18 protein-coding genes and 1 pseudogene are annotated in these 25,634 nt (G+C 37.0%); all 19 read left to right on the plus strand.

Annotated features, from left to right (window positions below; genetic code table 11):
* The first annotated feature begins 695 nt into the window (after positions 1–695).
* The gene (locus tag IPJ16_02070; protein ID MBK7625983.1) at positions 696–1,427 is read left to right on the plus strand and encodes a hypothetical protein; all 732 of its coding nucleotides are present in this window, start codon (positions 696–698) and stop codon (positions 1,425–1,427) included.
* Positions 1,428–2,190: 763 nt separating this feature from the next.
* The gene (locus tag IPJ16_02075) at positions 2,191–2,568 is read left to right on the plus strand and encodes a BlaI/MecI/CopY family transcriptional regulator (protein MBK7625984.1); all 378 of its coding nucleotides are present in this window, start codon (positions 2,191–2,193) and stop codon (positions 2,566–2,568) included.
* Between the two features lie 106 nt (positions 2,569–2,674).
* On the plus strand, positions 2,675–3,862 hold the full coding sequence (locus tag IPJ16_02080) for a hypothetical protein (protein ID MBK7625985.1): 1,188 nt from the start codon (positions 2,675–2,677) through the stop codon (positions 3,860–3,862).
* A gap of 1,736 nt (positions 3,863–5,598) precedes the next feature.
* On the plus strand, positions 5,599–6,189 hold the full coding sequence (locus IPJ16_02085; GenBank protein MBK7625986.1) for a hypothetical protein: 591 nt from the start codon (positions 5,599–5,601) through the stop codon (positions 6,187–6,189).
* An 831-nt stretch (positions 6,190–7,020) separates the two neighbouring features.
* Positions 7,021–8,331 (plus strand): ATP-binding protein, encoded by a 1,311-nt coding sequence (locus tag IPJ16_02090; protein MBK7625987.1) that lies wholly within the window; start codon positions 7,021–7,023, stop codon positions 8,329–8,331.
* Positions 8,318–8,956, plus strand: coding sequence for an RloB domain-containing protein (locus IPJ16_02095; protein MBK7625988.1), 639 nt, complete (start codon positions 8,318–8,320; stop codon positions 8,954–8,956). Before IPJ16_02090 ends, IPJ16_02095 begins: the two co-directional genes overlap by 14 nt.
* Positions 8,957–9,358: 402 nt before the next feature.
* On the plus strand, positions 9,359–10,051 hold the full coding sequence (locus IPJ16_02100) for a toll/interleukin-1 receptor domain-containing protein (GenBank protein ID MBK7625989.1): 693 nt from the start codon (positions 9,359–9,361) through the stop codon (positions 10,049–10,051).
* A gap of 722 nt (positions 10,052–10,773) precedes the next feature.
* The gene (locus IPJ16_02105) at positions 10,774–11,553 is read left to right on the plus strand and encodes a hypothetical protein (protein ID MBK7625990.1); all 780 of its coding nucleotides are present in this window, start codon (positions 10,774–10,776) and stop codon (positions 11,551–11,553) included.
* Positions 11,554–12,578: 1,025 nt separating this feature from the next.
* Positions 12,579–13,117: pseudogene (lspA, locus tag IPJ16_02110) on the plus strand (signal peptidase II).
* Between the two features lie 1,765 nt (positions 13,118–14,882).
* The gene (locus IPJ16_02115) at positions 14,883–15,356 is read left to right on the plus strand and encodes a hypothetical protein (protein ID MBK7625991.1); all 474 of its coding nucleotides are present in this window, start codon (positions 14,883–14,885) and stop codon (positions 15,354–15,356) included.
* A gap of 11 nt (positions 15,357–15,367) precedes the next feature.
* Positions 15,368–16,366 carry a helix-turn-helix transcriptional regulator gene (locus tag IPJ16_02120; protein ID MBK7625992.1) on the plus strand — a complete coding sequence of 333 codons (999 nt, stop codon included), beginning with the start codon at positions 15,368–15,370 and terminating at the stop codon, positions 16,364–16,366.
* A 173-nt stretch (positions 16,367–16,539) separates the two neighbouring features.
* Positions 16,540–17,073, plus strand: a complete 534-nt coding sequence (locus tag IPJ16_02125; protein MBK7625993.1) for a hypothetical protein — start codon at positions 16,540–16,542, stop codon at positions 17,071–17,073.
* Positions 17,074–17,738: 665 nt separating this feature from the next.
* Positions 17,739–18,215 (plus strand): hypothetical protein, encoded by a 477-nt coding sequence (locus IPJ16_02130; protein MBK7625994.1) that lies wholly within the window; start codon positions 17,739–17,741, stop codon positions 18,213–18,215.
* A gap of 639 nt (positions 18,216–18,854) precedes the next feature.
* Positions 18,855–19,373, plus strand: a complete 519-nt coding sequence (locus IPJ16_02135) for a hypothetical protein (protein ID MBK7625995.1) — start codon at positions 18,855–18,857, stop codon at positions 19,371–19,373.
* Positions 19,374–20,067: 694 nt separating this feature from the next.
* A complete protein-coding gene (locus tag IPJ16_02140) occupies positions 20,068–20,664 on the plus strand; it encodes a hypothetical protein (protein MBK7625996.1) in 597 nt (198 codons plus the stop codon).
* Between the two features lie 583 nt (positions 20,665–21,247).
* Positions 21,248–22,534, plus strand: coding sequence for a redoxin domain-containing protein (locus IPJ16_02145; GenBank protein ID MBK7625997.1), 1,287 nt, complete (start codon positions 21,248–21,250; stop codon positions 22,532–22,534).
* Between the two features lie 883 nt (positions 22,535–23,417).
* Complete coding sequence (locus tag IPJ16_02150) at positions 23,418–23,843, plus strand: hypothetical protein (GenBank protein MBK7625998.1); 426 nt, start codon at positions 23,418–23,420, stop codon at positions 23,841–23,843.
* A gap of 873 nt (positions 23,844–24,716) precedes the next feature.
* The gene (locus tag IPJ16_02155; protein ID MBK7625999.1) at positions 24,717–24,854 is read left to right on the plus strand and encodes a hypothetical protein; all 138 of its coding nucleotides are present in this window, start codon (positions 24,717–24,719) and stop codon (positions 24,852–24,854) included.
* A gap of 14 nt (positions 24,855–24,868) precedes the next feature.
* Entirely contained in the window at positions 24,869–25,279 is a 411-nt protein-coding gene (locus tag IPJ16_02160; GenBank protein MBK7626000.1) for a hypothetical protein, read from the plus strand.
* The last annotated feature ends 355 nt before the right edge of the window (positions 25,280–25,634 follow it).

Raw genomic sequence — 25,634 nt, forward strand, 5'->3', positions numbered from 1 at the left:
CCACCTTGACAATTTCTTCATGACGATTAACTTATCACTTATCTGCCACATCCGTTATTTCCGGCTCTGGACAAATCCGTAATACCGTGACAAATTATCGTTCGCCGGGACTTGCAAAAATTGCGCCATGGTGGCTTGCCCGCCGGGACAACTTTTCGGCTAAAGTACCAGGACTCGTAACGGCGGACGGCGCCACCAACGTTTACTACCGCAACCACCGAGCCGTTATGTTTAAGCGAGCTTCGCATTATCTGGACAAATTCGCCTTAATATCAAGCTCTTACCCGTCTTGACAGGATTCGCCTAAACATAACTTTTTGATGAAAAATTGTTAATAATTTTGACTATTTCTATACCCTTGACAGATACTCCAATATCTTTTGCTCATTACCTTGACAAATACATCATGACGGGATAGATCCTGCCCATTTATCGGGACATTTACATCTTGATAACTTTACCATGACACCCAAATTCTATCTATTCATCAGGACTGGCAAAACCCGTTTTCAAGCATTTTTTAAAGCCTTGAAATTAATTTTTAATGTAGGACTATACTTCTCTGTTAATAAATTAACATAACTTTGATTTTTACTTTGACTCACTCACTTAAACTTAATGACATGAAACCGAGTCTATTTTATATATTACTCTTTTCCAGCACCTTTCTTCTTTCGTGTGAAAATGCGAAGGAGATGACAATAGAGAACGAAAATATGCCTTTGCTTTGGAAAGAAGTTTTTGCAGAAGATTTATATTTTGAATATACTTATAATGAGGCAAATCTTCTTTTTGAAAGGAAATCCAAATGGTCATATACTAGCTATTCTTACAATAATGACAATCAATTAGTTTCTTATGATATGTATGAAGACTGGCGCATGGCCAGCAGCGATTGGACTACAGCTCATGCAGCAATGAATAGAACTGATTGGGTTTCACCGAAGAATACTGAAATATCTGGCCAAGCAACTTATTCATACAATGATAATAAGTTGACAAAAATTACAGTAACACGTCTTCCAAGTGGTACTTCACATTACGTAATGTTTGAATATGATAATAATGACAGGATATCAAAGCAAACATTCTATTCCAACAATCAACCAAGTGGTTTCCTTGAATATAGTTATGATGAAAGAGGCAACTTAATTCTTATGACGCACAAAGATTTAGTTAATGGAAGTCCAGTAGTAAGTTCCACAGAACAGTTCGAATTTGATGACAAAAATAACCCATACAAAGCATTTAAGCGACTTCTACAACCTGGAGTATATACCAATGAAAATAATATAATAAAGAAAACATTGACCCTTAACATTAATGTCGCTGGAGTTGACAAAATTCAGGTAACAGAATCAACGTATGAATATAATTTACAGGATTATCCAATAAAAAAAGGTGATGTCAAGTTTGAGTATAAATAATCGTTTATTTGATCTCCAATTCATAAAAATAATTCACGAATTTTAATAGAAGTCATTAACAATCGGGACAATTTCGATATCAGTGACAGATTCGTTTGGACTCACAATTTTAATATTTCGCCTAAACATAACCCGGATGGTTGAGGTAATAAGCTTGTCACAATTTTTGCTCGCCACCGTGACAATTTTATCTTGACACTTAACTTATCAATCATCTGCCAAATCCGTTTTTCCCGGCTCTGGACAAATCCAGAATCAGTGACAATTTTATCGTTCGCCGGGACTGGCAAAAATTGCGCCATGGTGGCTTGCCCGCCGGGACTAATCCGACCTAAAGTACCAGGACACGTATCGGCGGACGGCGCCACCAACGCTTACTACCGCAACCACCGAGCCGTTATGTTTAAGCGAGCGGCCGCATTTCCGGGACAGATTCTCTTTCGCCTAAACATAACTTTTCAGAGTATAATAATCATCAAAAGTGACAATCTCTAGACCTTGAGAAAGACTCAATCGGTTTTTGCTCGCTACCTTGACAAATTCATCATGACTGGATATATCCTGCCCATTTATCGGGACTTTGGCATCTGGAAAACTTTATCATAATGCATCAATTGCTGGTCATATTTCAGGACTGGCAAAAACCTAGACAAATCTCACAAATATGAAGGAAACTTCAATTGAAAAATATTTTTCAAGAATTATTTGCATATTTACAAACTACGTTCTATATTTGTAGAATGTAATTATTAAATATAGAGACATGCAATTAACAAAAGCGGAAGAACAGGTAATGCGTTATCTCTGGAATCTCGAAAAAGCATACCTAAAAAATATACTTGACGAATTTCCGGACCCGAAGCCTGCAACAACAACCATTGCAACATTATTAAAAAGAGTAATTGACAAAGGATTCGTTGGTTATCAGCAGCATGGAAGTAACAGAGAATACTTTCCTAAGGTCAAGAAAACAGATTACTTTTCTAAGCAGGTGAATTCCATGATTAAGGATTATTTTAATAATTCTGCATCTCAATTTGCTTCTTTCTTCACAAACGAGACTAATTTGAATCTGACCGATCTCGAAGAAATTAAGCAGCTAGTTGAACAAAAGATAAAGTCAAAGAAAAAATCAAAGTGACATGATTACTTTTCTCATCAAATCAACGGTATGCCTTCTCATTCTATACGGGTTTTACCATATTTTTCTCCGGCATCAAAAGATCTTACTCTTCAATAGATTTTATTTGATTTTCTCGTTGGTATTCTCAATGATTATTCCTCAGATTGATATCCCGATAAAATCTAGTCTTCCAATTAATAATACACTTGAAAAACTCACTTTTCCCACAGGACAACTAATTCAAAGAGAAGCTATAATTGAAAATTCTCCTACGGTATTTTCATTCCAATTTATATTAATAGCTCTCTTTATAGTTATTACATCAATCGTCTTGATTCGCTTTATCCTTAACCTATTCAGGATTCTCAGTAAAATACTTAAAAGCAAAAAAGTAGATTATTCAAAAACTTCGCTTGTTCTAGTTGAAGAAAGAATTCTACCATATTCGTTTTTTAGGTACATTTTTGTCAATCGGACAGACTATGAGAATGGTAAAATAGAGAAAGAACTTCTAATACATGAAGAAGCCCATTGCTTGCAATATCATTCAATTGACATTATAATAATCGAATTACTTAACATATTCCTTTGGTTCAATCCCGCTATCTGGCTCTTCAGAAAATCAATCCTCTTAAATCACGAGTATTACGCAGACAATAAAGTTCTGGCTTACAGAGATCCCATTGATTATCAACAGTTATTGCTAAATATTCTTCTACGAAACAATACTAACTATCTGGTCAGCAATTTCAAGTATTCATTTATTAAAAGCAGAATTAATATGATGACTAAAAGCAACCCTTTGCACAAATCGATCCTGAGAAAGTTTTCAGCTATCTCTTTATTCCTGATAATGGCAATTACACTGACATTTAGCCAGAAAATTGAAAAAATGGATGTTTCCAAAAATATTGAAAACAAATGGTGGTTTCCGGTCACTCAAAAGCACAACATAGATCTTAAACAATATACTTTTATGGGAGATAGTAATCCAGCTTCAAGTGATACTAGTTACTTTTATTCTTTAGAACTTGGATTTGAGGCTAATTTGAATGATGGAACTTTTACACTTAAAGATCCTGTATTTATATATAAAGAGAGCGAAGAGGGTTATAATTTAATTGTGGCAGAATTTGCAAACCATCTTTTAGGGACCAAAGAGTATAAATGGTTGAATGGCAAATGGGAATTTTTTAAGTTCGATTCAAAAGACAATAAACCAACTCACAGCATTTCATTTGATGAGTTGACAATAGATATGAAAACCCGAAAAGCAACAATTAAAAAATTAACAGGTAAGGTTTATCTATAAATACAAATATACCAACTGGACAGTCGTTTAGACCCTGACAACTTTCAAATATCGCCTAAACATAACAAGCGGGTAGGCTTAATTGCCTTCGCCAGCCCGGACAAATCCTTCATAACCCCAACGTCTATCACCATTATTTACACCCACTTATTAAACTTTTGCACCGGGAGCAATCCTGCATCCGTGACAAAGTCTATGGGGCTGTCGGCCGACGCGCTGTTGTCATGGTTTTTGCATCGCCATCTGCCAACTTCTGTACCCGGAGCAATTCTCGCCGTTTATCGGGACACAGCCATCGTGACTATTTTATCATGACAGCCAACTTATCGCCACTTATCGGGACTGTGCAAAAACGCATGCCAACCCTGACACGGACGGCAACTAATCCTAACCCGCTGGCCGTTAGCACAAATAGTCTTCGGTGTTATTGGCCTCCCGCCGCCATCTATTGTGTTTATCATGACAATCATATTTCGTGTCATCTGGACTGAAATATCGCCCCGCTTCTGCACCTTGACAACTTCGTCTGAAACGCATATTTCGTATACCTGGAGAATTTTATCCGCCGGCCAATTCGGGACAATTCCTGCTAAAACTACTTGTGCTAACTCCCCAAGACAGCTATTTTTAACCGGACAAATCCGTACCGCTTTGATAACTTGACTGCAACTATGCAAAATACATTACCTTTAAAAAAATAATCATTATGACCATGGCAAAGCTTTTTTGGATTTCTGCTCCACTTATCTGGACCATAAGTCTAATACTTCTAATTATCTCCTTGACTAATATTTTCCCAAACAATCCCTTAAAGCAATATAGCCTTGTAATAGGACTTGGATTTATCTGTTTTTCAGGATTAATTGGGGTTTTCTACAAAAAATTGAAAAATTAAAATCCACAGCGTAAAGATACCATGACCATTTTATGTATCCGGACTAATCAGGCCAGTCTTACATTGTTTGATTAAAGTATGACACTCTCCTATCAAAACCTTGCTGGGGTGACTGTTTCGCCACTTATTTCAGGATTTAAGACTACCATGACAGCTTTCTCCTGCCGTGACAGTTTTAATTCTACTACTTGTGCTAACAAGGCTGGTGTGGGTAATAAGCTTGTCGCAATTTTTTTCTACCGGGACCATTTTATCGTAAACCAATACTTTCACTAATCTGTTAATTCCTGCATGCCGGCTCATGACAAATAAATGTACTATTGACACTTATTCCTTTCGCCGGGACTTTGAAAAAATTGCGCCATACCCGTCTTGCAACCGGGACCATTTTCTAGCTAAAGTTCCGGGACACGTAACGGTTGGCTGCGCCGGGTAACGCTTACTACCTACACCAGCCGGCCGTTATAGTTAATTGTTGAGTTTCTGCACGTTAGACAGCCCCTGACAACTAACTATAACAGAAAAGCGTTAATTCTGTACCTTGACAAATATCTCTTTCTCCCAGATTCATCACCTTGACTTTTCCGTCTGGACAGGTAATTTTCACTCATCTACCAGGATTTGTAACCTTGACAATTTTATCTTGAAGATCTAATTTCAGCCCATCTGCCTGGATTGGATTATAATAATCTCTTGAGTTTTTAATGACTGGCTTGGTTTTTGTTGTGAAATTATTAACACCAAGATCAAGACGATGAAAAAAATACCAAATATCAAACACCACATAAAATATCATATAGATTCCTCCGTTTGTTTAACTCAATACCTAATTTCTGCCACAATGAAAAAAACAATTATTTTATTAAGCATTATTTGCCTGACTTCTTTGCTTTCTGGACAAGAACTCAGAGTTTCAGTTGCACCCACTTTGAGTAATGTTTACCAATTCAAATATGTTAAAGGTACAACGTATGGGACAACTGGATTTGGATATGTTGGCAACATAGATTATTCATTTGTTACAAACAGAAAAGTAGAATTTGGAATCGGATTAGGATATCATATAAGTCAGGTTCTAATTTGGATTCCAATTATGTCGGACTTTACTGCTGATCACGAAAGAATAGATCTTTTCTCCATTAGCCTTAAATCAAAATTTAAGCTGCCAAAGGAATTCTATGCGAGCTTAGATCCCTCATTAGATTTTCAAGTAAATTATGACAGATTACTTGTTACAGATAATCAGTCCGGATTGGGTATGTCATTTGGTATTGGAAGAAATTTCAGATTAAATGATGGTCTTTTGTTGAATATAGAACCAAGACTCTGGTTACACAATCTTATACCATTTCATGAACTTGAAAGTCCGTTTAGGTTAGCCACTGCTGGTATAAACTTTGGACTAGTTTTCGGACATGTGTTCACAAAATAAATTGATAAGTAAAATTACAACTAACTATAACACGGATGGTAGGCTTAATTGCCTTCGGCAGCCCGGACAAATTCGTAATCACCCCAAAGTCTATCACCATAATTTTCACCCACTTATTAAGTTTTGTACACCATGACCAATCCTGCTACCGTGACAAAGCCATTGGGGCTGCCGGCCCTCGCTCCTGTTGTCATGGTTTTTGCATCACCGTCGTGACAATTTTTTCATACCGTGACAAATCCTGCCCACTTATCGGGACTCATTCATCTTGACAACTTTATCGTGACAGCCAAATCCTGCTCATCTATCGGGACTGTGCAAAAACTCATGCCAACCCCGACACAGACGGCAACTAATCCTAACCACCGAGCCGTTATAGTGCATTTGCGAATCATGCCTGACCCCAAATTTACACTCCAAACGCACTATAACTCCAAATCCTATTTATAATTAAATTTGTATACCGTGACAAATCCTGCATCAAAGACAGTTACTCAAGACAGACAATCAAGACTATTGAGTAATGGTTTTTGCATCGCCGTCGTGACAGTTTTATCGTGACAGGACAAATCGCAGCCTTTTATCGGGACTCAGTCATCTGGACAACTTTATCTTGACATGGAAATCCTGCCCACTTATCGGGACTGTGCAAAAACTCATGCCAACCCTGACTGGCCAGCAACCAATCCTAATAACTGGGCCATTAGCAGTAAGACGAGATAGCCCATTAGTATGATATTTTGTAATTCACTTACATATTTTATACTAATAATTTGCATTATTGTAATTTTATGATCTATATTTGTAAATCATTTACAAAATCAAGCAGTAATGATTATTAATTTTAGCATTCAGAACTTTGCCTCAATAAAGGACAAACAAGTTTTATCTTTTGAGGCTGACAAGTCAGATCACCTCGAAAAGTATTATATCATTGAACCTCTTAAAGGAATAAGACTTTTGAAGGTAGGACTAATATATGGAGCGAATGCATCTGGTAAAACCAATATTCTTAAAGCTCTAGAATTTTTAAGAGATCTTGTTCTAGAACCTGAAAGCAAAAAAACGGAACCATTAGACTTTAACCCATTTCTATTCGATTCAAACACGCCAAATGAGAATTCAATTCTCGCCATAGAGTTTATTCAGAATAAGATACGATACTTTTATGAAATTGAATTTAATAAGAGCGCTATAGTTAGAGAGAAACTCGATCATTATAATCCAAGTAAATCAAATGTTTTTAAAAGAACAACTGACCTAAAAAAGCAACTTTCAAAGATTATATTTGGCAGCAAAATCAAGAAAGATAAAAATAAAGATAAGGCTCTTGAATCAGTTACCCTATGGAATGTTTCAGTTTTAGGAGGATTCTTAAAAACTAATATTGAGTTAAAGGAATTAAAAGATGCTACTGACTGGTTTATAAATTACTTGAAACCTGTAATATTCTCCAAAACTCAATTAGAAGGATACATAACAGCAAAAATCGACACTAATGAAATAGATAAATCGGATGTTATTAATATACTTAGAAAGGCAGATTTCAATATTTCGGATATCGTTATACAAAAAGAAGAACAAGACATCCCTGATGGCTTTATTGAGTTGATGGAGAAACAGATTAAAAACCCCAGTGAGAGTATAAATGAACTTAAAAGCAAAGGGAAAATAACCGCTGCAAAGCTAGAATTTGAACACACAGTGAATGATCATAAATACAACTTACCATCAAAACTTGAATCACAAGGCACAATTAGGTACTTTGGCTTTGCAGGTATCCTAAGTATGATGATAAGAGATTCTATTGCAATTCCAATTGATGAACTTGAAGCCTCTTTACATCCTGATTTGTATATTCATTTCTTATTATCATTTATTACTAATTCAAAGAATTCTCAACTTATTGCCACAACACACAATAGAGAGATTTTGAATAATAAAGATATTTTCAGGAATGATTCAATTTGGTTTGCAGATAAAAAGGAAAGTTGTTCAACTGAATTATATTCATTGTCTGACTTTGATAGCTCGGTAATAAGAGATACGAGTAATATTCTAAATGCCTACAAATATGGGAAACTTGGTGGCATTCCTAATCTTGGAGACTATTTCATTGATATAAATAATGAGAGTAAATAAAAGAATGCCGTGCAAGTGCCGGCAGAAATTCGCAATAATTGTTGATGGGGAATGTGAGTTCTGGTATATACAAATGCTTAAGCGGAATGAGCGATCATTAAATATAAACCTTGAACCTAAATTACCCCAAAAGAAATCTGTTACTGATCAATACAATAAATTAATTGAACTTTCATCAGAATACAATAAAGTTTTTTGGATCGTAGATTTTGATGTAATTATACGAGAGTCAAGAGAATCTAGAAGAGGTGAAAAACCAATACAGACATTCTCACGATACTATCCGTTACTAAAAGAGCATCAAAATATAGAGGTTATAATTAACAATCCTTGTTTGGAGTATTGGTATTTATTACATTTCAAGCAAACTAACAGATATTATGATTCTTGTGATAGTTTAATACATGATTTAAAAAGAATTGAAGCACTTTCAGACTATGCCAAATCAGAAAAATTCTATACAAGACTCAACCAAGATATCTATCTGAGATTGAAACCATTTCTAGGTACGGCAATAATACACTCAAACAGACTAGGTGACTTTGATTTATTAAACCCAGAAACAGGAATCTCTCAAATGCAGCTACTTTTTGAGACAGATGATCTTAAATTTATTGTAAATTAATTCCTACTGTTCAAAGCAAGTTATAGTACATTTGCGAATCCCGCCTGACCCTAAAATTGACTCACCCAAACACACTATAACTCCAAATCCTTTGTATAATTGAATTTATATACCTTGACAGATTCATCCCCAAAGACAGTTCCTCAAGACAGACAATCAAGATTATTAAGTAATGGTTTTTGCATCGCCATCGTGATAGTTTAATCTTACCATGACCACCTCGTATAATTTGCCGGGATTTATCCATCTGGAGAATTTTATCTTGACACTTAACTTTTCGGTCATCTGCCGGAACTATGCAAAAACAGCACAATTACACATACCTATTTTTCGCATTAAAATTTTAATTTTAGTATATTTACATAAAGCAATCTAATCTAACAATTTAAAAAGGTTATAGACATGGCAAGATGTACAGCACCAGTAAATGGACATCGCACAGCTAGCGGAAGAGCAGCCTGCCCAGCATGTGGCAGCCGCTATAGTCGCTACAGTTCATACTCACCCTACTCCACGCCCTACTCCTCGTTGGGGAGCAGCTCGGGCGGCCGGAGTATCGGTGGCGGGTCCAGCAGAAGTGAAAAGCCGAGTTGGTCGCGAGCAGGTTCGTCTGTTTTCTACACACCAGCAGAAGTGCGGACACTGACCCCGGTTCGAGCAAACGTCGAAAAGCGATCATCCGTACCTGACCTTCGGGACTTTTTTCTTTGCCACGCGTGGGACGACAGGAAAGGGGCCGCCAAGGAGCTGTACGACCTTCTCGAGTCTTGTGGCGTCTCAGTATGGTTCAGCGAAAAAGACGTCCTCCTCGGTTCAAACTTGCTCCGCGAAATCGATAAGGGTCTTGCGAAGTCACGAGTAGGTATTGTGCTGGTGACTCCTGCATTGTTGAATCGCCTAGCAGGTGAGGGAATAGCTGACAAAGAACTTTCGGCACTCTTGGCTCGTGATTTACTCGTTCCCATTGTGCATAACACGACGTATGAAGAACTCCGTGAAGTTAGTCCATTGCTCGGCTCGCGAAGCGGCCTAAGCACTGCAGAAGAGTCAATGACAAACGTAGCGGCCAAGCTCGCAGAACTGGTAGCCCTCTAACTTCCTTGCCCGTACAGGTATATTCACTCACTTATTTTATTTTTAGTACCGTGACCAATACTACTATCGTGACCAATCCTGCTACCGTGACAATTTAATCAATGGTGGACAGTTTTAATTAATAAACGCACTATAACCCGGTCGGTTGGGGTAATAAACTTGTCACAATTTTTGCTCCTCACCTTGACAATTTTATCGTGACACTTAGATTTCACTCATCTGCCAATTTCGTGCTTTCCGGCTCTGGACAAAACCGTTTATCATGACAAATTTATCTTTCGCCGGGACTGGCAAAAATTGCGCCATGGTGGCTTGTCCGCCGGGACTAATCCGAACTAAAGTACCGGGACACGTAACGGCGGACGGCGCCACCAACGTTTACTACCGCAACCGCCGAGCCGTTATGGGCAATAGCGCTGATTCAGTTACAGTTACCTAGACAAATTCGTCAGCGTGACAGATTCGTTTTCCCGTGACAAATTATCTCTCAGCGCAACTAGCCTATAACAGCCTATCTGGATCAATTATCATTGACGTGACAATTTCGTTTCATCTATCAGGACTCTCCCATCGTGACCATTTTATCTTGACGGTTGATTTTTCGCCATCTGCCGGGATTATGTTATGACTCATATTATTGGAACATTTTTTGCTGTTAACTAATTAACAACAAATTATCTAACTTTACACTTATAACAATTATCGATTAAATCTTCACCACCATGACAAAACAGCTCCTGAGATTTTTGCCATTTATTTTTATACTAGTAAGTTGCGAAAGAGGAAACCTTTATGTTGATCCAGATTATCCTTCAACTTATCTAGAGATTCCAACCGACATTCTTTTAAGTAGGAGAGCAGCCCTAGAATCAAATTATCCGTATCTAAAAACATCAATAAACCAGTTTGGATTTTGCTACTGGCCCAATGATTATAGAGATACTAATCCGCCTGCCAATTCAGATTTGTTGACTGAGGAAACATCTACTCAGCTAGCAAAAAATTTTATTTCAGGACATCAGGAGGAAACAGGTATCCAAAATCTTGAGGACTTGGTAATAGCAAAGGCCTATCCTTTGTCTGGCGGAATTCATTGGGTGGTAGTAACATCCAATCAAAAAGTTAATAATACAGAAGTGCTAAATACTGAAGTTGTGATCAAAATGACAAATGGAGTACTCGTCACTTGTGAAGGGAACTGGTTCCCGGAGATTTATATACCTGATAAATTCAATTTCAATGAAAGTGAGGCCAAAACACATTTAGTTGGACAGGATGTTACTCATTCTAATATTGGAGGAGATAAATACTATGTGACGATTACCAAACCGGACTTAAATAATATCTCTGGAGAGTTGAAAGTTGTGCCTATCAGGACAGATAAGAAAATTGAATTAAGATTGACTTGGATGTTCAACATTCCATCTCCAGTGTATTGCAAAGTTTACGCTGATGTAATGACTGGAGAAATTATTCTACAAGTGCCAACAATAATTTCATAAACTTATCTTCTTCCAGTACTTCTCTACCTTGACAAATACTGCTCTCATTCAAGGACTTGGGGATAATTTATGACAAAAATAACTACTGCCCATAACCCGGATGGTTGGGGTAATAAGCTTGTCACAATTTTTGCTCGCCACCGTGACAATTTTATCGTGACACATAATTTATCACTTATCTTCCAAATTCGTTTCTTCCGGCTCCTGACAAATCCGTTTATCGTGACAACTTTATCGTTCGCCGGGACTGGCAAAAATTGCGCCATGGTGGCTTGCCCGCCGGGACAAATCCGACCTAAAGTACTGGGACACGTAACGGCGGACGGCGCCACCAACGCTTACTACCGCAACCACCGAGCCGTTAGCACAAATAGTTTGTCATGTTATTGGCCTCCCGCCCTCATCTATTGGGTTTATCATGACAATCGGGTTTCGTGTCATCTGGACTGAATATCGCCCCGCAACTGCACCTTGACAACTTCGTCTGAAATGCATATTTAGTATACCTTGAGAAATTTATCCGCCGGCCAATCCGGGACAATTCCTGCTAAAACTACTTGTGCTAACTCCCCAAGACAGCTATTTTTAACCGGACAAATCCGTACCGCTTTGATAACTTGACTGCAACTATGCAAAATACATTACCTTTAAAAAAATAATCATTATGACCATGACAAAGCTTTTTTGGATTTCTGCTCCACTTATCTGGACCATAAGTCTAATACTTTTAATTATCTCCTTAACTAATATTTTCCCAAACAATCCCTTAAAGCAATATAGCCTTGTAATTGGACTTGGATTTATCTGTGTTTCAGGATTTATTGGGGTTTTCTACAAAAAACTGAAAAATTAATTTCCACAGCTTAAAGATAGTTTCGCGATTCTGGACAAATCTGTTGGATCAGAATATATCATGATCGTTTAATGTATCCGGACTTATCACGATCAAAAGAAAAAACGACTAGCTTTATAATCATGATAACAACAAGACGATGATTGAGGATTGTGATTAAACTTGAGTAAATATGAGAGTAAAAAAAATCGTTAGAAACTTATTGATTTTAATTCTTTTGGCAACCAATGTTGGATGCGATCAAATATCCAAATCTATTGTCCGACAAACAATTGACTATGACCACAGGACAAGTGTAATAGGGAGTTTTGTAACAATTACAAAGGTTGAAAATACTGGAGCATTTCTAGGTCTTGGAGATCAATTACCAAGAATTATCTATAAAATCCTTATGATAATTCTACCATTGATTGTACTTGGATATGCACTCTATTATTTATTGACTAGTAATAATCTCTCCAAACTATTAATCATCGGAATATGTCTTGTTATTGGGGTGGACTAGGAAATGTCTATGACAGAATAATATATGGCTCCGTGACAGATTTTTTACACTTTGACTTTGTGCTATTTCAAACTGGAATAGTGAATATGGCCGATATTTCAATTACGATTGGATTCTTTATTCTTGTATTTGAGTTCTTCAATAATGGATGGACCTTAAACCTAAAGTCATCTGAAAATAATATATGCAAACTGCTAACACTTTAAGAGACAAACTCATTTTAAAATCTTGCCGGGGTGACTACTTCGCCACGTATTTCAGGATTAAAGACTACCATGGCAACATTCTGGTACCGTGACTGTTTTAATTCTACTACTTGTGCTAACAAAGTCGGTATAGTTAATTGCCTTTATCGGCAGGCCGGACAAATCCGTTATGACGATTAAATATTCAATGGGCCTACCGGGACTAATTTCTTTCTGTCGAGTTTTTTGCAGCAACACTATTAAATTTTATCATGACGTGACAACTTTGTGCCTTCTATCGGGACCTGCAAAAAACTCGCCAGATCCGGAATTACGGCAACTAACCATACCGCCTGCCGTTAGCACAAATAGTCTTCGGTGTTATTGGCCTCCCGCCGCCATCTATTGTGTTTATCATGACAATCATATTTCGTGTCATCTGGACTGAAATATCGCCCCGCTTCTGCACCTTGACAACTTCGTCTGAAACGCATATTTCGTATACCTGGAGAATTTTATCCGCCGGCCAATTCGGGACAATTCCTGCTAAAACTACTTGTGCTAACTCCCCAAGACAGCTATTTTTAACCGGACAAATCCGTACCGCTTTGATAACTTGACTGCAACTATGCAAAATACATTACCTTTAAAAAAATAATCATTATGACCATGGCAAAGCTTTTTTGGATTTCTGCTCCACTTATCTGGACCATAAGTCTAATACTTCTAATTATCTCCTTGACTAATATTTTCCCAAACAATCCCTTAAAGCAATATAGCCTTGTAATAGGACTTGGATTTATCTGTGTTTCAGGATTAATTGGGGTTTTCTACAAAAATTGAAAAAATTAAAATCCACAGCGTAAAGATACCATGACCATTTTATGTATCCGGACTAATCAGGCCAGTCTTACATTGTTTGATTAAGGTATGACACTCTCCTATCCAAACCTTGCCGGGGTGACTGTTTCGCCACTTATTTCAGGATTTAAGACTACCATGACAGCTTTCTCCTGCCGTGACAGTTTTAATTCTACTACTTGTGCTAACAAGGCTGGTGTGGGTAATAAGCTTGTCGCAATTTTTTCTACCGGGACCATTTTATCGTAAACGAATACCTTCACTTATCTGTTAATTCCTGCATGCCGGCTCATGACAAATAAATGTACTATTGACACTTATTCCTTTCGCCGGGACTTTGAAAAAATTGCGCCATACCCGTCTTGCAACCGGGACCATTTTCTAGCTAAAGTTCCGGGACACGTAACGGTTGCTGCGCCGGGTAACGCTTACTACCTACACCAGCCGGCCGTTATAGTGCATTTTCAACCTGTGACAGATTTCAAGTATACCCCGACAAACGCACTATAACTCCAAATCCTTTTTTTAATTAAAATTGTACCACGTGACAAATCCTGCATCAAAGACAGTTCTTCAAGATAGACTATCTAGATTATTGAGTATTGATTTTGCATTTTTATCTGGACAAGTTTATCATATCGTGACAAATCCGAGCCGTTTATCGGGACTCAGTCATCTGGACAACTCTGACTCAATTGATAACTTTTCAATAATCCACCATGACTTTGCATCCGACGTACATTTTCTTAAAATCTACTGCTTTTAATTCCGAAGACTGAAATATTCTTACAATAAACATGAATGCCGAGAGTAGTTCAATCTCATTTAAACCCTTTGTCACCTATTTATCAACCCTTATTTTAAACGCCAGCAATAATTCTTGAAATAGATTTGCGATAAAGTTTTTAATCTTAAATTTAGTACTATGAAAAATCTACTTCAATCATTATCGGGCACGCTCTTAATTCTATGCTTAACTGTAAATTCTGTCTCCGCCCAAGAAAAGAAACAGACTGGCCAGATTGACAGAACTGAGTTTAGCCTTCATAAGTCGATTAGCTTCAATGGAGAGAATGAAAAAATTGAAATTCTAATTCAAGTTACTGAGTCAAACAATGTTCTTAAACTAATGATCTCATCAATCGTTTTCTCAGGCGAGCTAACAATTGAAGTATTTGACCCCACCGGTGAAGAACAAGGCAAGTATTCTGTTGGAAGTCAAAATTCTCTAAAAACAACTGGTAAAACAAACAACCCTACCCAAAATGAGACAGTTAGTGGAAAAATTTCAAAATTAGTTGAGTCTCCCATTAAAGGAGATTGGAAGATTATCGTTATCCCCAAGAATGTGAAAGGCTCATTGAATATTGACTCTGATCAATCATCCATAAAAAAGTAAATTTTGAAAGGATGATGAAATATAAATTCCTGATTCTCTTATTGATTAGCTTTACTAGTCAAAATCTCAGATCCCAATCCGGCATTTCAGGTCAAATTATTATTGACACTGCAATTTGGAAACCTGAAGTTTATCTTTCGATTATTTCAAACTTCAATGACATGTACTCAATGTCGAACGAAATTATTGTTGAAAAAGCTAATATAGATCCATCGGGGAAATTTACTTTTAACATGCAATTCTTTCCGGATAATGACAACTTATATAGACTTCACTTCTCAAAAAAAACAGATCCTCCGGCTTCATTAATCATCGGTGGCAAAGATGAAAACCATTTTTTCCTGATTGCAAATAATCACTCATTTGTACAAATAAGAGACACAATTGATTCTGACATCATTAAGGGTATTATAATCGAGGGTTATTATCCGAATCAGATACTTCAACAGGTTAATGCGATAGCCACTTATCTTGATTCTACAAAATTTAATGGATCTATTATCAAAACAAGTCTAATCAGAAGCTCTGTATTTGAGAAGCTCCGTCAGGTTGCAGATACATGTTCAAATCCACTGGTTTCCTTATATGCCCTGTATAAAAGTAAATTTGAGCAAAACTACCCGACAAATCAGCAGTTTTATAAAGACTACTTATCTAAATGGAGAAATGAGCAATCTTCATATTTTGTAGAATTCAGAAAAGAAATCCCAATCACCGAAAAAAAGAACATTTGGCTTTATTTAACTATTTCTTGCATTGTTTTCATTCTTGGATTTTTAACATCATGGACTGTTACGAAACTTAAGAGAAATCCAAATCCAATAGCTGATTTAAGCTTGCAACAGAGGAAAATATTTGCACTTCTCATTGACGGTAAATCAAATAAAGAGATTTCCGAATCATTAAACATAGAATTAAGTACCGTAAAGACTCATATTAACAGGATCTATTCAAAACTTGGACTCAACTCGCGGAAAGACATTGCAAACTTAAACATGGACCAGAAATGATTTGCTGTGAGTATTATGACATCAAATTTATAAATAGATCACAATGACAAATTTCTATCAGGCATCTGGACTTAATAATCACATTGACATTTGCAATATTGTTGCTGTTAATACGTTAACAATACATACCTAGTATTTAATTTAGATAGTTCATAAATTTAAATCCCACAATCATGAGTACTGAATTCAGACCTTCACTTTTTTCTTTCAGTAGAAAAACTGTTACTGTCATTCTATTCCTTTGTTTTGGGACCGGATTTACTTTTGGTCAAAATAACGTGTCTTTCCTAACCGACTCAAAGTATGAAAATGAATGGTGGTTTCCATTAATTAAAAAACATAACATCGATCCATCCCAATTTACTTTTGGGAGTAATATTAAACCTGCTTCAAGCAATCCAAAAGGATATACTGCTTTAGAGCTAGGGAAAGGCGCGTATATAAACGACACAATTCTAACTATCAAAGACCCAATCTTCATCATTAAAGAAAATGACGAAGAGTATAATATTTTTATAGCAGAATCTGCTACTCATGATTTAAGGATTAGTCAAATTAATTATGAGAATGGGAAGATGGAGTCTTTTAAATATAAAAACACTGATATTAAACCTAATAATAGCATTTCATTTGATGAATTACAATTGGATACTAAGACCTCAAGGGTAAAAATAATAAGAAATGTAAGAGGAGTACTTCCCAAATGACAAGATTGATTCTTCACACTTATCGGGACCTTACAACGTACGACAGACATTTGCCCGCGCGCCTCCATTAATAAACTCTGTTACTTAATTAAAAAATTACTTTTTACCTGGATTCGGCCCTCGCGCGACGGTGACAAGTTTCTTGATATTATAAAATTTCGATACCGTGACCAATCTTGCTACCGTGACAATTTAATCGCTGGTTGACAGTTTTAATAAATAAACGCACTATAACACGGACGGTTGGGGTAATAAACTTGTCACAATTTTTGCTCGCTACCTTGACAATTATAACATAACGGTTAACTTCTCACTCATCTGCCAAACTTTTCCGGCTCTGGACAAATCCTTCATCCAGGACAACTATTTCGTTCGCCGGGACTGGCAAAAATTGCGCCATGGTGGCTTGCCGCCGGGACAGTTTATCGGCTAAAGTATCGCATGACACTTCGGCGGGCTGCGCCACCAACGTTTACTACCGCAACCGCCGGGCCGTTAGCATTTATGCGGGGGCCAATGCTTCGGGACAAATTATTTATAGCATGACAGTTTATTCTTCCATGACAGATCGCACAAATGCTAACGGAAAAGGCAGATTCGTCTTAAGTGAAGATGATATTTGGTATAATTTTTGCAAGATATTAGCTTGACAATTAATCGATAATATGAAAGCCTCGATCCCTATTTCACTTATATTGTTTTTTCTATTCTCATCATGCGAGAAAAAATATGACATTGATGACATTTCGAGTTTTGAGCTTAATTATAATATTGGGAGCGGATGGCCAAGCTACTTTTATCTTTTACAATTAAACGAAACTGGAGAATTGGATATTCAATCAAAACGTCCTTTTTCTGAATCTATAAGGCATTCCGTCTATTCAATCAATAATCCTGACTTATTACAACTTAAACCCTACTTAGTCGATTTATTAAATAGCGATATTAATGAGAAATATGGAGTTGGACCAGACAAAGCGACTGATTTAGCAGTTACAACTCTAAGCATTAAAACAAATAAAAAGCAAATTGATACATATATTTACCAACCCAATGAATCTGAACTTCCAGAAAGTTTGAATCGGATCATTGGAGAACTTTCTAATTTAAAAGTTAAGTACGACACACTTTTCAATTTCTAATTTTTCGACACTTTCTTTTATGCAGAACTCCTGCCTATTAGCCAGGACTGAAAAGTGTGAAGAATTTTAGATATCGTGACAAATTCGTTTCGCCGTGACAGTTTTAAAATAAGCACAAATGCTAACAACGCTGGTATAGGCAATAAGCTTGTCACAATTTTTGCTCGCCACCGTGACAATTTCGCCTTGACGATTAACTTCTCACTCATCTGCCAACTCTTTTCCGGCTCTGGACAAATCCTGCATCCGGGACAACTATATCGTTCGCCGGGACTGGCAAAAATTGCGCCATGGTGGCTTGCCCGCCGGGACTATTCCTGCCTAAAGTACCAGGACACGTATCGGCGGACGGCGCCACCAACGCTTACTGCCCATACCAGCGGGCCGTTATGCTTAAGCCTCAGGCCGTTACGGGACAGATTCGTCTTGACAGAAAAGGCCTAAGCATAACGGTTTCGAAGTAAATTTTCATCATAAAAATGGACAATTTCTTAATCGCTGAGAGACCGTTTATCGTGACAAATTTGTATATCATGACAAATCCTGCTCCCCTACCGTGACTTAGACAAAAGTCCCGTTTAAATTGCTGGATTGGAACAATTTTTGCTGTGAAATTATTAACAAAAGAAAACCAGAACTATGAAAAAATTAAATTTGCTGATAGTCCTACTTACTATCTTCTTTATATTCTCTTGTAAAAAATCTGATAATGATTCTATATCCTCATTTAAAGCGATGAAGGATGGTACGGAATGGATTTCCACATCAAATTGGTCCAATCTGTCAAAGACAGATAATAAATTTTTAATCAATGGGATAAAAAGAAACTCTAAGTATTACTCGGAAGAGGGTTTAAACTTAACATTCAACATTTCTGACATTTCAGAATCTAATACTGTCACTAAATTTACTTCTTCATGGAACTATATTATTGGCGGAGATGTACTTACTGACAGTTATGTAATTGATACAACGTCAGACAACTTAATTCAAATTATCTCCCTCGATACAATTAATAGAAATATTTCTGGAACTTTCAAGGTAAAACTACTCAAAAACAAAATTTATTCAAATACAGGAGAAATTATGAATTTTACCTCTGGCCAATTTAATCTCAATTATCAGGAGGTATATCAATATAATTCAAAGTCAAAATAATATCTTCAACCAAATCTCACATGATATTCAAACCGTTTATCTTGACAAATCCTGCTTGATAATTGAGTTTTAATGCCAGGCCTAAGCATAACCCGGATGGTATAGGTAATTGCCTTCGCCAGCCCGGACCAATTCGTAATCACCCCAATGTCTATCACCGTAATTTACACCCACTTATCAAGTTTTTATACCGTGACTAATCCTGCTACCGTGACAAAGCCAATGGGGCTGTCGGCCTACCCGCCGTTGTCATGGTTTTTGCATCACCATCGTGACAATTTTATCATACCGTGACAAACGCTGCTGACTTATCGGTACACACTCATCTGGACCACTTTATCGTGACATCCAAATTCTGCTCATTTATCGGGACTGTGCAAAAACACATGCCAACCCCGACACAGACGGCAACTCCCCATACCACCGAGCCGTTATAGTTAATTGTTGATATCCTGCACGTTAGAGAGTTTTATGCAACTAACTATAACAAAAAACCGAGGCTGATCTTGCATGACAAATCCTGCTCTTCAACCGGGATTAGTAACCTTGACAACTTCATCTGGATGGACAATTTGCATCCATCTATCAGGACTTATAACTGGACAAATATCGTATGACTTGACAGTTCATTATCATCTAACGGGATTAGTTACATTTACAAACTTTACAAATTAAGAAAACTTTTATACTGAAAATGAAAAAATACCTGCTTATACTGACTGCTACTCTTCTAAGCATTAACTCAGATTTGATGAGTCAAGAATATTCCAATAACAGCCTTAAAGTTGGACTTGGTATCGGGATGAATGAAGGACTCAAAGAAATGGGTATGGGGACTCTAGTTTCATTCGGATACCAGAAATCAGTTCTTAATGACAGACTTAGAATTAACCCAAACTTCATGACAGGAGGATTCTTCCCTTTTGGAATAACTGATACTAGAGACCAATATTACAGAATTACATCTCTTGGAGTCGATGGGTATTTTGACGTTATCAAGTATAAACCATTTTCATTATTTGTAGTAGCGGGCGGACTGATAAATTATACTCGTGGACTACTTGGTACTGGTGGTTGGCCAGAGGCAGGAAATAACATATCAGATTATCTTTTTAAATTATATTATGGTGGTCATCTGGCTTGGGGTATCAGGGTAAATCAACCAAAAAGCAGATTAGCATATGAAATAACTCCTTTAAATATTTGTTTTGGTAATGACCAATTCTTCATGGGATTTATTAAAGTTGCGATAGATATTAAATTAAATATAAAAGATTTGTCCCAAAAGTAGACAATATTACCCTATCAAGACAACTCCATCTTTTTGCCGGGATTGATTCCTTGACAACTTTCGTATACCGTGACAAATTCGTTGTACCGTGATAGTTTTAAAATTACAACTAACTATAACAACGCTGGTAGGTTTAATTGCCTTCGTCAGCCCGGACAGTCTAGTAATCAGTTCCAAAGTCTATGAGAGAGAGTTCGTCATCACTTATTAAAATATTAGTACCGTGACCATTCCTGCTACCGTGACAATGTCAATGGGGCTGCCGGCCTTCGCGTTGTTGTCATGGTTTTTGCATCATCATCTTGATACTTTTTAGCATATCGTGACAAATCCTGCTCATTTATCGGACACACTCATCTTGACGACTTTATCGTGACACCAAAATCCTGCTCATCTATCGGGACTGTGCAAAAACTCATGCCAACCCCGACACAGACGGCAACTAAATCTACCAGCGGGCCGTTATATTTAAGCCATCGTACGACGTGATAGCGAGACACTTACACCTCAATGGCCTAAATATAACTCCTCAAGTATGGATTTATTTTATATCTTAGTTTCAGAAAAATTGTAAAACCCCAGAATGAAACAAACAACCTTAGTTATTGCATTAATTCTTTTAATTACAATTGCTTGTAATAGAGAGAAAAAAGTTCATAATGTTTTTAATTCAGATTACGATACTTTATTTATTACGACTAAAAAGATTAAAGGTTATGGATTATTTAATGCCGCCTCTTATAATCTCGATTTTGTTGACACAATTGAGGAAAAGAGTTTCAGATTAGTTTACCCCAATAATGTTTCTGATATTAAAGTTGCTTATGAACTTATTGATTTTAAACCAACTTGGTTTGGAAATATTAAAATGAATAAATCTGATTACATGCCTACATTTTTGAAAAATTATTATCCCAATAAATTTGATACATTAAATATTCCTACCCTTAAAGAAAATTCAATTTGCATATTAAGTGGAAAGAAAGCTGGAGAAGATGTTTTCATTGTTGATGAAAACAACAACAAAGATTTCACAGATGACAAAATAAGATCCTACCGAAAATTTGATAATAAATCCCTGTCTGATTTAATTCCTTGCAAATACAACATTTACAATGGAACCCAAATGGCCGAGGATTCCGGATGGATAAACATTGGCGTCGATAATTCCAACATTCTAGTTTATTCAGTTGCACATCATTTGGAGTGTGATTTTACATACGATAATCATTCATTCAAAATAGGCATTATTAATAGTTTCCCATTTCTCCGATTTTGTTTCGAGAATCCATTAATTGCGATTTTATCCAAAGACGAGCTCAAAAAAGATTCATTAAATAATAGTGATATTGCTACAACTGGTGAATATCTTAGATTAAGCAAAAGTTATTATTATCTGGCAGACATTTCAAATGATGGTAGATTGGTCACGCTGGTTAAGGAAAAAGATGTCAGTAACAAGATCGGAACACAGGTTGGATTTATAGCACCAGATTTTAATTGTCATTCAATTGATGGTGATTCAATCGCACTTAATGATTATAGAGGAAAGTACCTGTTACTTATCAATGTTTCTGCTTGTTGGTCTGAAATTAGCAGCTATAAATGCTTTATGGATTTGACAGAGACTTTTAAAAACAAATTCGAATTTATCGGAATTGATGATTCGCCTATTGCGCTCAGGAACAATATAAAAGACTTAGAAATTTCAGGTAGATTTGTTATTGCAGCAGATAATCCAATGATTAGAAATACATATAGACCTGATATTTGTTCCAGAACTTGCTTTCTAATTGGTCCTGATGGACGCATAATTGACAATTTTGAAATATTTGATTGGGAAACAATTCTTAAAAATCATTTTCACTAAGAGATTAACATTCCTATAATTTGTACGATAAAGCAAACAGATTTGTCACGACTTTTACGTACTTTGAGCCATTTGCCGGGACTCATAACTGGGACAAATAGACCACTCCATCATTGTTATAAAATTAACACTACCGTGACAATTTCTTATCGTATGACAGCTTTAATTCCTGGCCTAAATATAACCCGGATGGTATAGGTAATTGCCTTCAGCAGCCCGGACCACTTCGTAATCACCCCAATGTCTATCATCGCAATTTACACCCACTTATCAAGTCTTGTATATCGTGACTAATCCTGCTACCGTGACAAATCCAATGGGGCTGCTGGCCTTCGCGCCGTTGTCATGGTTTTTGCATCACCATCGTGATAATTCTATCATACCGTGACAAACCCTGCTCACTTATCGGGACACACTCATCTGGACCATTTTATCGTGACATCCAAATCCTGCTCACTTATCGGGACTGTGCAAAAACACATGCCAACCCCGACACAGACGGCAACTCCCTATACCACCGAGCCGTTATAGTTAATTGTTGAATTTCTGCACGTTAGAGAGTTTTATGCAACTAACTATAACAGAAAAGGCCAGTTTCAAATACCTTGACAAATCCCACTTCATCGCCGGGATTGGTAACCTTGACTACTTCGACTGGACTAGAAAACTTGCAACCATCTATTGGGATTTTAAAGCTTGACAAATATTGTTTGACGTGAATTCTACACATTTACCAGGATTTGCAAAAACATATCAGAATCTGTTGCAAGACAGTTTCGCTGAATTCATAAGGATTAATTGATATTCAGCATCTTGTTTTTTTGATTTGGCATAAATTTTGTTCAAAATATCACATGTTAATCATCCCTGATACCTCAAACTCATGAAAAAGTTGACCTTAATTATTCTGACATTTTTACTCACTCTAAGTTGTGAGAAAGTTTCCTTTAACGATCAGTATAGTTTTCTCTATGGTGATTGGACTCCTACTCAATTAAGCGCAGGAATGGATTATTCTGCTGATCCTCACAAAATAGGTGATGTGATTCAAATTATTAAAAATGACTCATATAAGGTGATTAAAAATGATATAGTGGTGGGAAAAGGGAAGATCGATATTGAAAACCAATCAGCGGATAATTTAACTATCCAATTCAAAGCAAAAGAATTAAATCCAATAGATCAATTATTCTACCGGATGTCAATATCATCTCTAACTGTTACCATATTTAGCCAAGATTCTATTCGTTTAACTAATAATGCAACAGACGGTGGTTACTTTGGACTATTATTGGTTAAAAAGAAATAGGTTCTGCCGACCAGTTAGTAACATCTACCCAGACAGTTTCAAAATTGCAATTAACTATACAATTTCTTATAGCGAGACAGTTTTGCAGTCCCGTGACAGATTTAAAATTACAACTAACTATAACCCGGATGGTATAGGTAATTGCCTTCAGCAGCCCGGACAGCTTCCGTACGGGGACCCGAAGGCCACCTTACGAAAGCTCTCGGTAATTTAGTGTCCCGAACGCTCTTTTTTCTTTTGATTCAATTCACCAACATAACAATCTTCTACCCTCTACTTAAATTTCGGCGCCTTCCCTGCTCCTTTTTTGCCGGGATTAACAATTGGGCTGCTGGCCCTCGCGCCGTTGTCATGGTTTTTGCATCACCATCGTGATAATTTTATCATATCGTGACAAACCCTGCTCACTTATCAGGACACACTCATCTGGACCATTTTATCGTGACATCCAAATCCTGCCCATCTACCGGGACTGTGCAAAAACACATGCCAACCCCGACACAGACGGCAACTCCCCATACCACCGAGCCGTTAGCTGCAAGGCAAATTTGCCCCGAGTCCTGATTACACCGGGACTTCCGACGCGCGCGCAAGAGTTTTACAGCCCTTCCCTGCAACCATCCCGGCGCTGTAAAACACATGCTTTTTTGCCTGCCCGGACTCCGCCATCGGGTCAACTTTATTATACCATAACAACCCCTGCCCGTATGCCGGGACTTTCACTTTTTCCACTTTTGCCTGAATCAAGATATATCATAACCGATTTATATATCAGTCTAATCTCACTACATCCAAGCCTATTTTAATTCACTACCTTTACTTCTAACATGATAATGTTGTGGAGGCATACCCGGGATGATAATTGCTGGGCCAATGGTTTTAATCGATGCGACAATTGGCCTGGATAATTTCTGGCAAAATGGAGTAAATATGAACGTAGAAGGTGCAAATAGAATTAGTCAGGGCGACTATTCGATGATGTGGGATATACTTGGTCTATCAATGAGATAATAAAAGCTATATTTATGTGGCATTCTATTAAGTATTTGTACTACAAACTTTTTAAGTTGTTTGTAAGAATTAACGGGCAGGATGACCTTCCCGAATATACGGCTATGCTTGGATTAGGTACGTTGTTCTTTTTAAATATGCTTTCCATCGTATCAATTTTAAATGTAGTGTATCCATTTACTATGTTCCCTTCGATTTCAAGAGCAAGTTTTTTTGTTTCAGTCGGAATTCCGTACATTATAATACTTTATTTTGTTTTTGTCTTTAACGGAAAATATAAAAGAATCACTAACGAATTTATAAATGAGAGTGAAGATGACAGGAAAAAAGGAAGGAGAAAAGTTGTTTACTATATGCTATTTTCATTGCTGTTCCTTATTTTCTCACTTATACTGATGATTATGCAGAATGAAGGTGGAATTTAATTAAAATCTCAGTTCAGATATGGGTAAAGACACTTCCAAATCCTCACCAATGCCATGGTGCTAATTAGACAGATAGGGTTGGGGGTCTTGATTATGCTGGTTATTTAGTAGATAGAACCGGATATGCTGCTGAACTAATGTTGAATTTTCGACTTATTAAATGAACCTTCCCTGCGCTTTCAGGCACATTACGCAAGTATTAAATTCGTACTACAAATTGATATTCGCGTTTGCGTAAAGAGCCTTCAAGCCCGTCTCTGCTACTAATATGAGGGGCGTTAAAGAGGTAGGTTCGTCAATTTGCCAGGACTCATTTTAAAACTTTGCCCAGCAGCTAACTCCATGGTACATGTAA

The sequence above is a fragment of the Bacteroidales bacterium genome (assembly GCA_016709865.1).
Classification (GTDB): domain Bacteria; phylum Bacteroidota; class Bacteroidia; order Bacteroidales; family VadinHA17; genus LD21.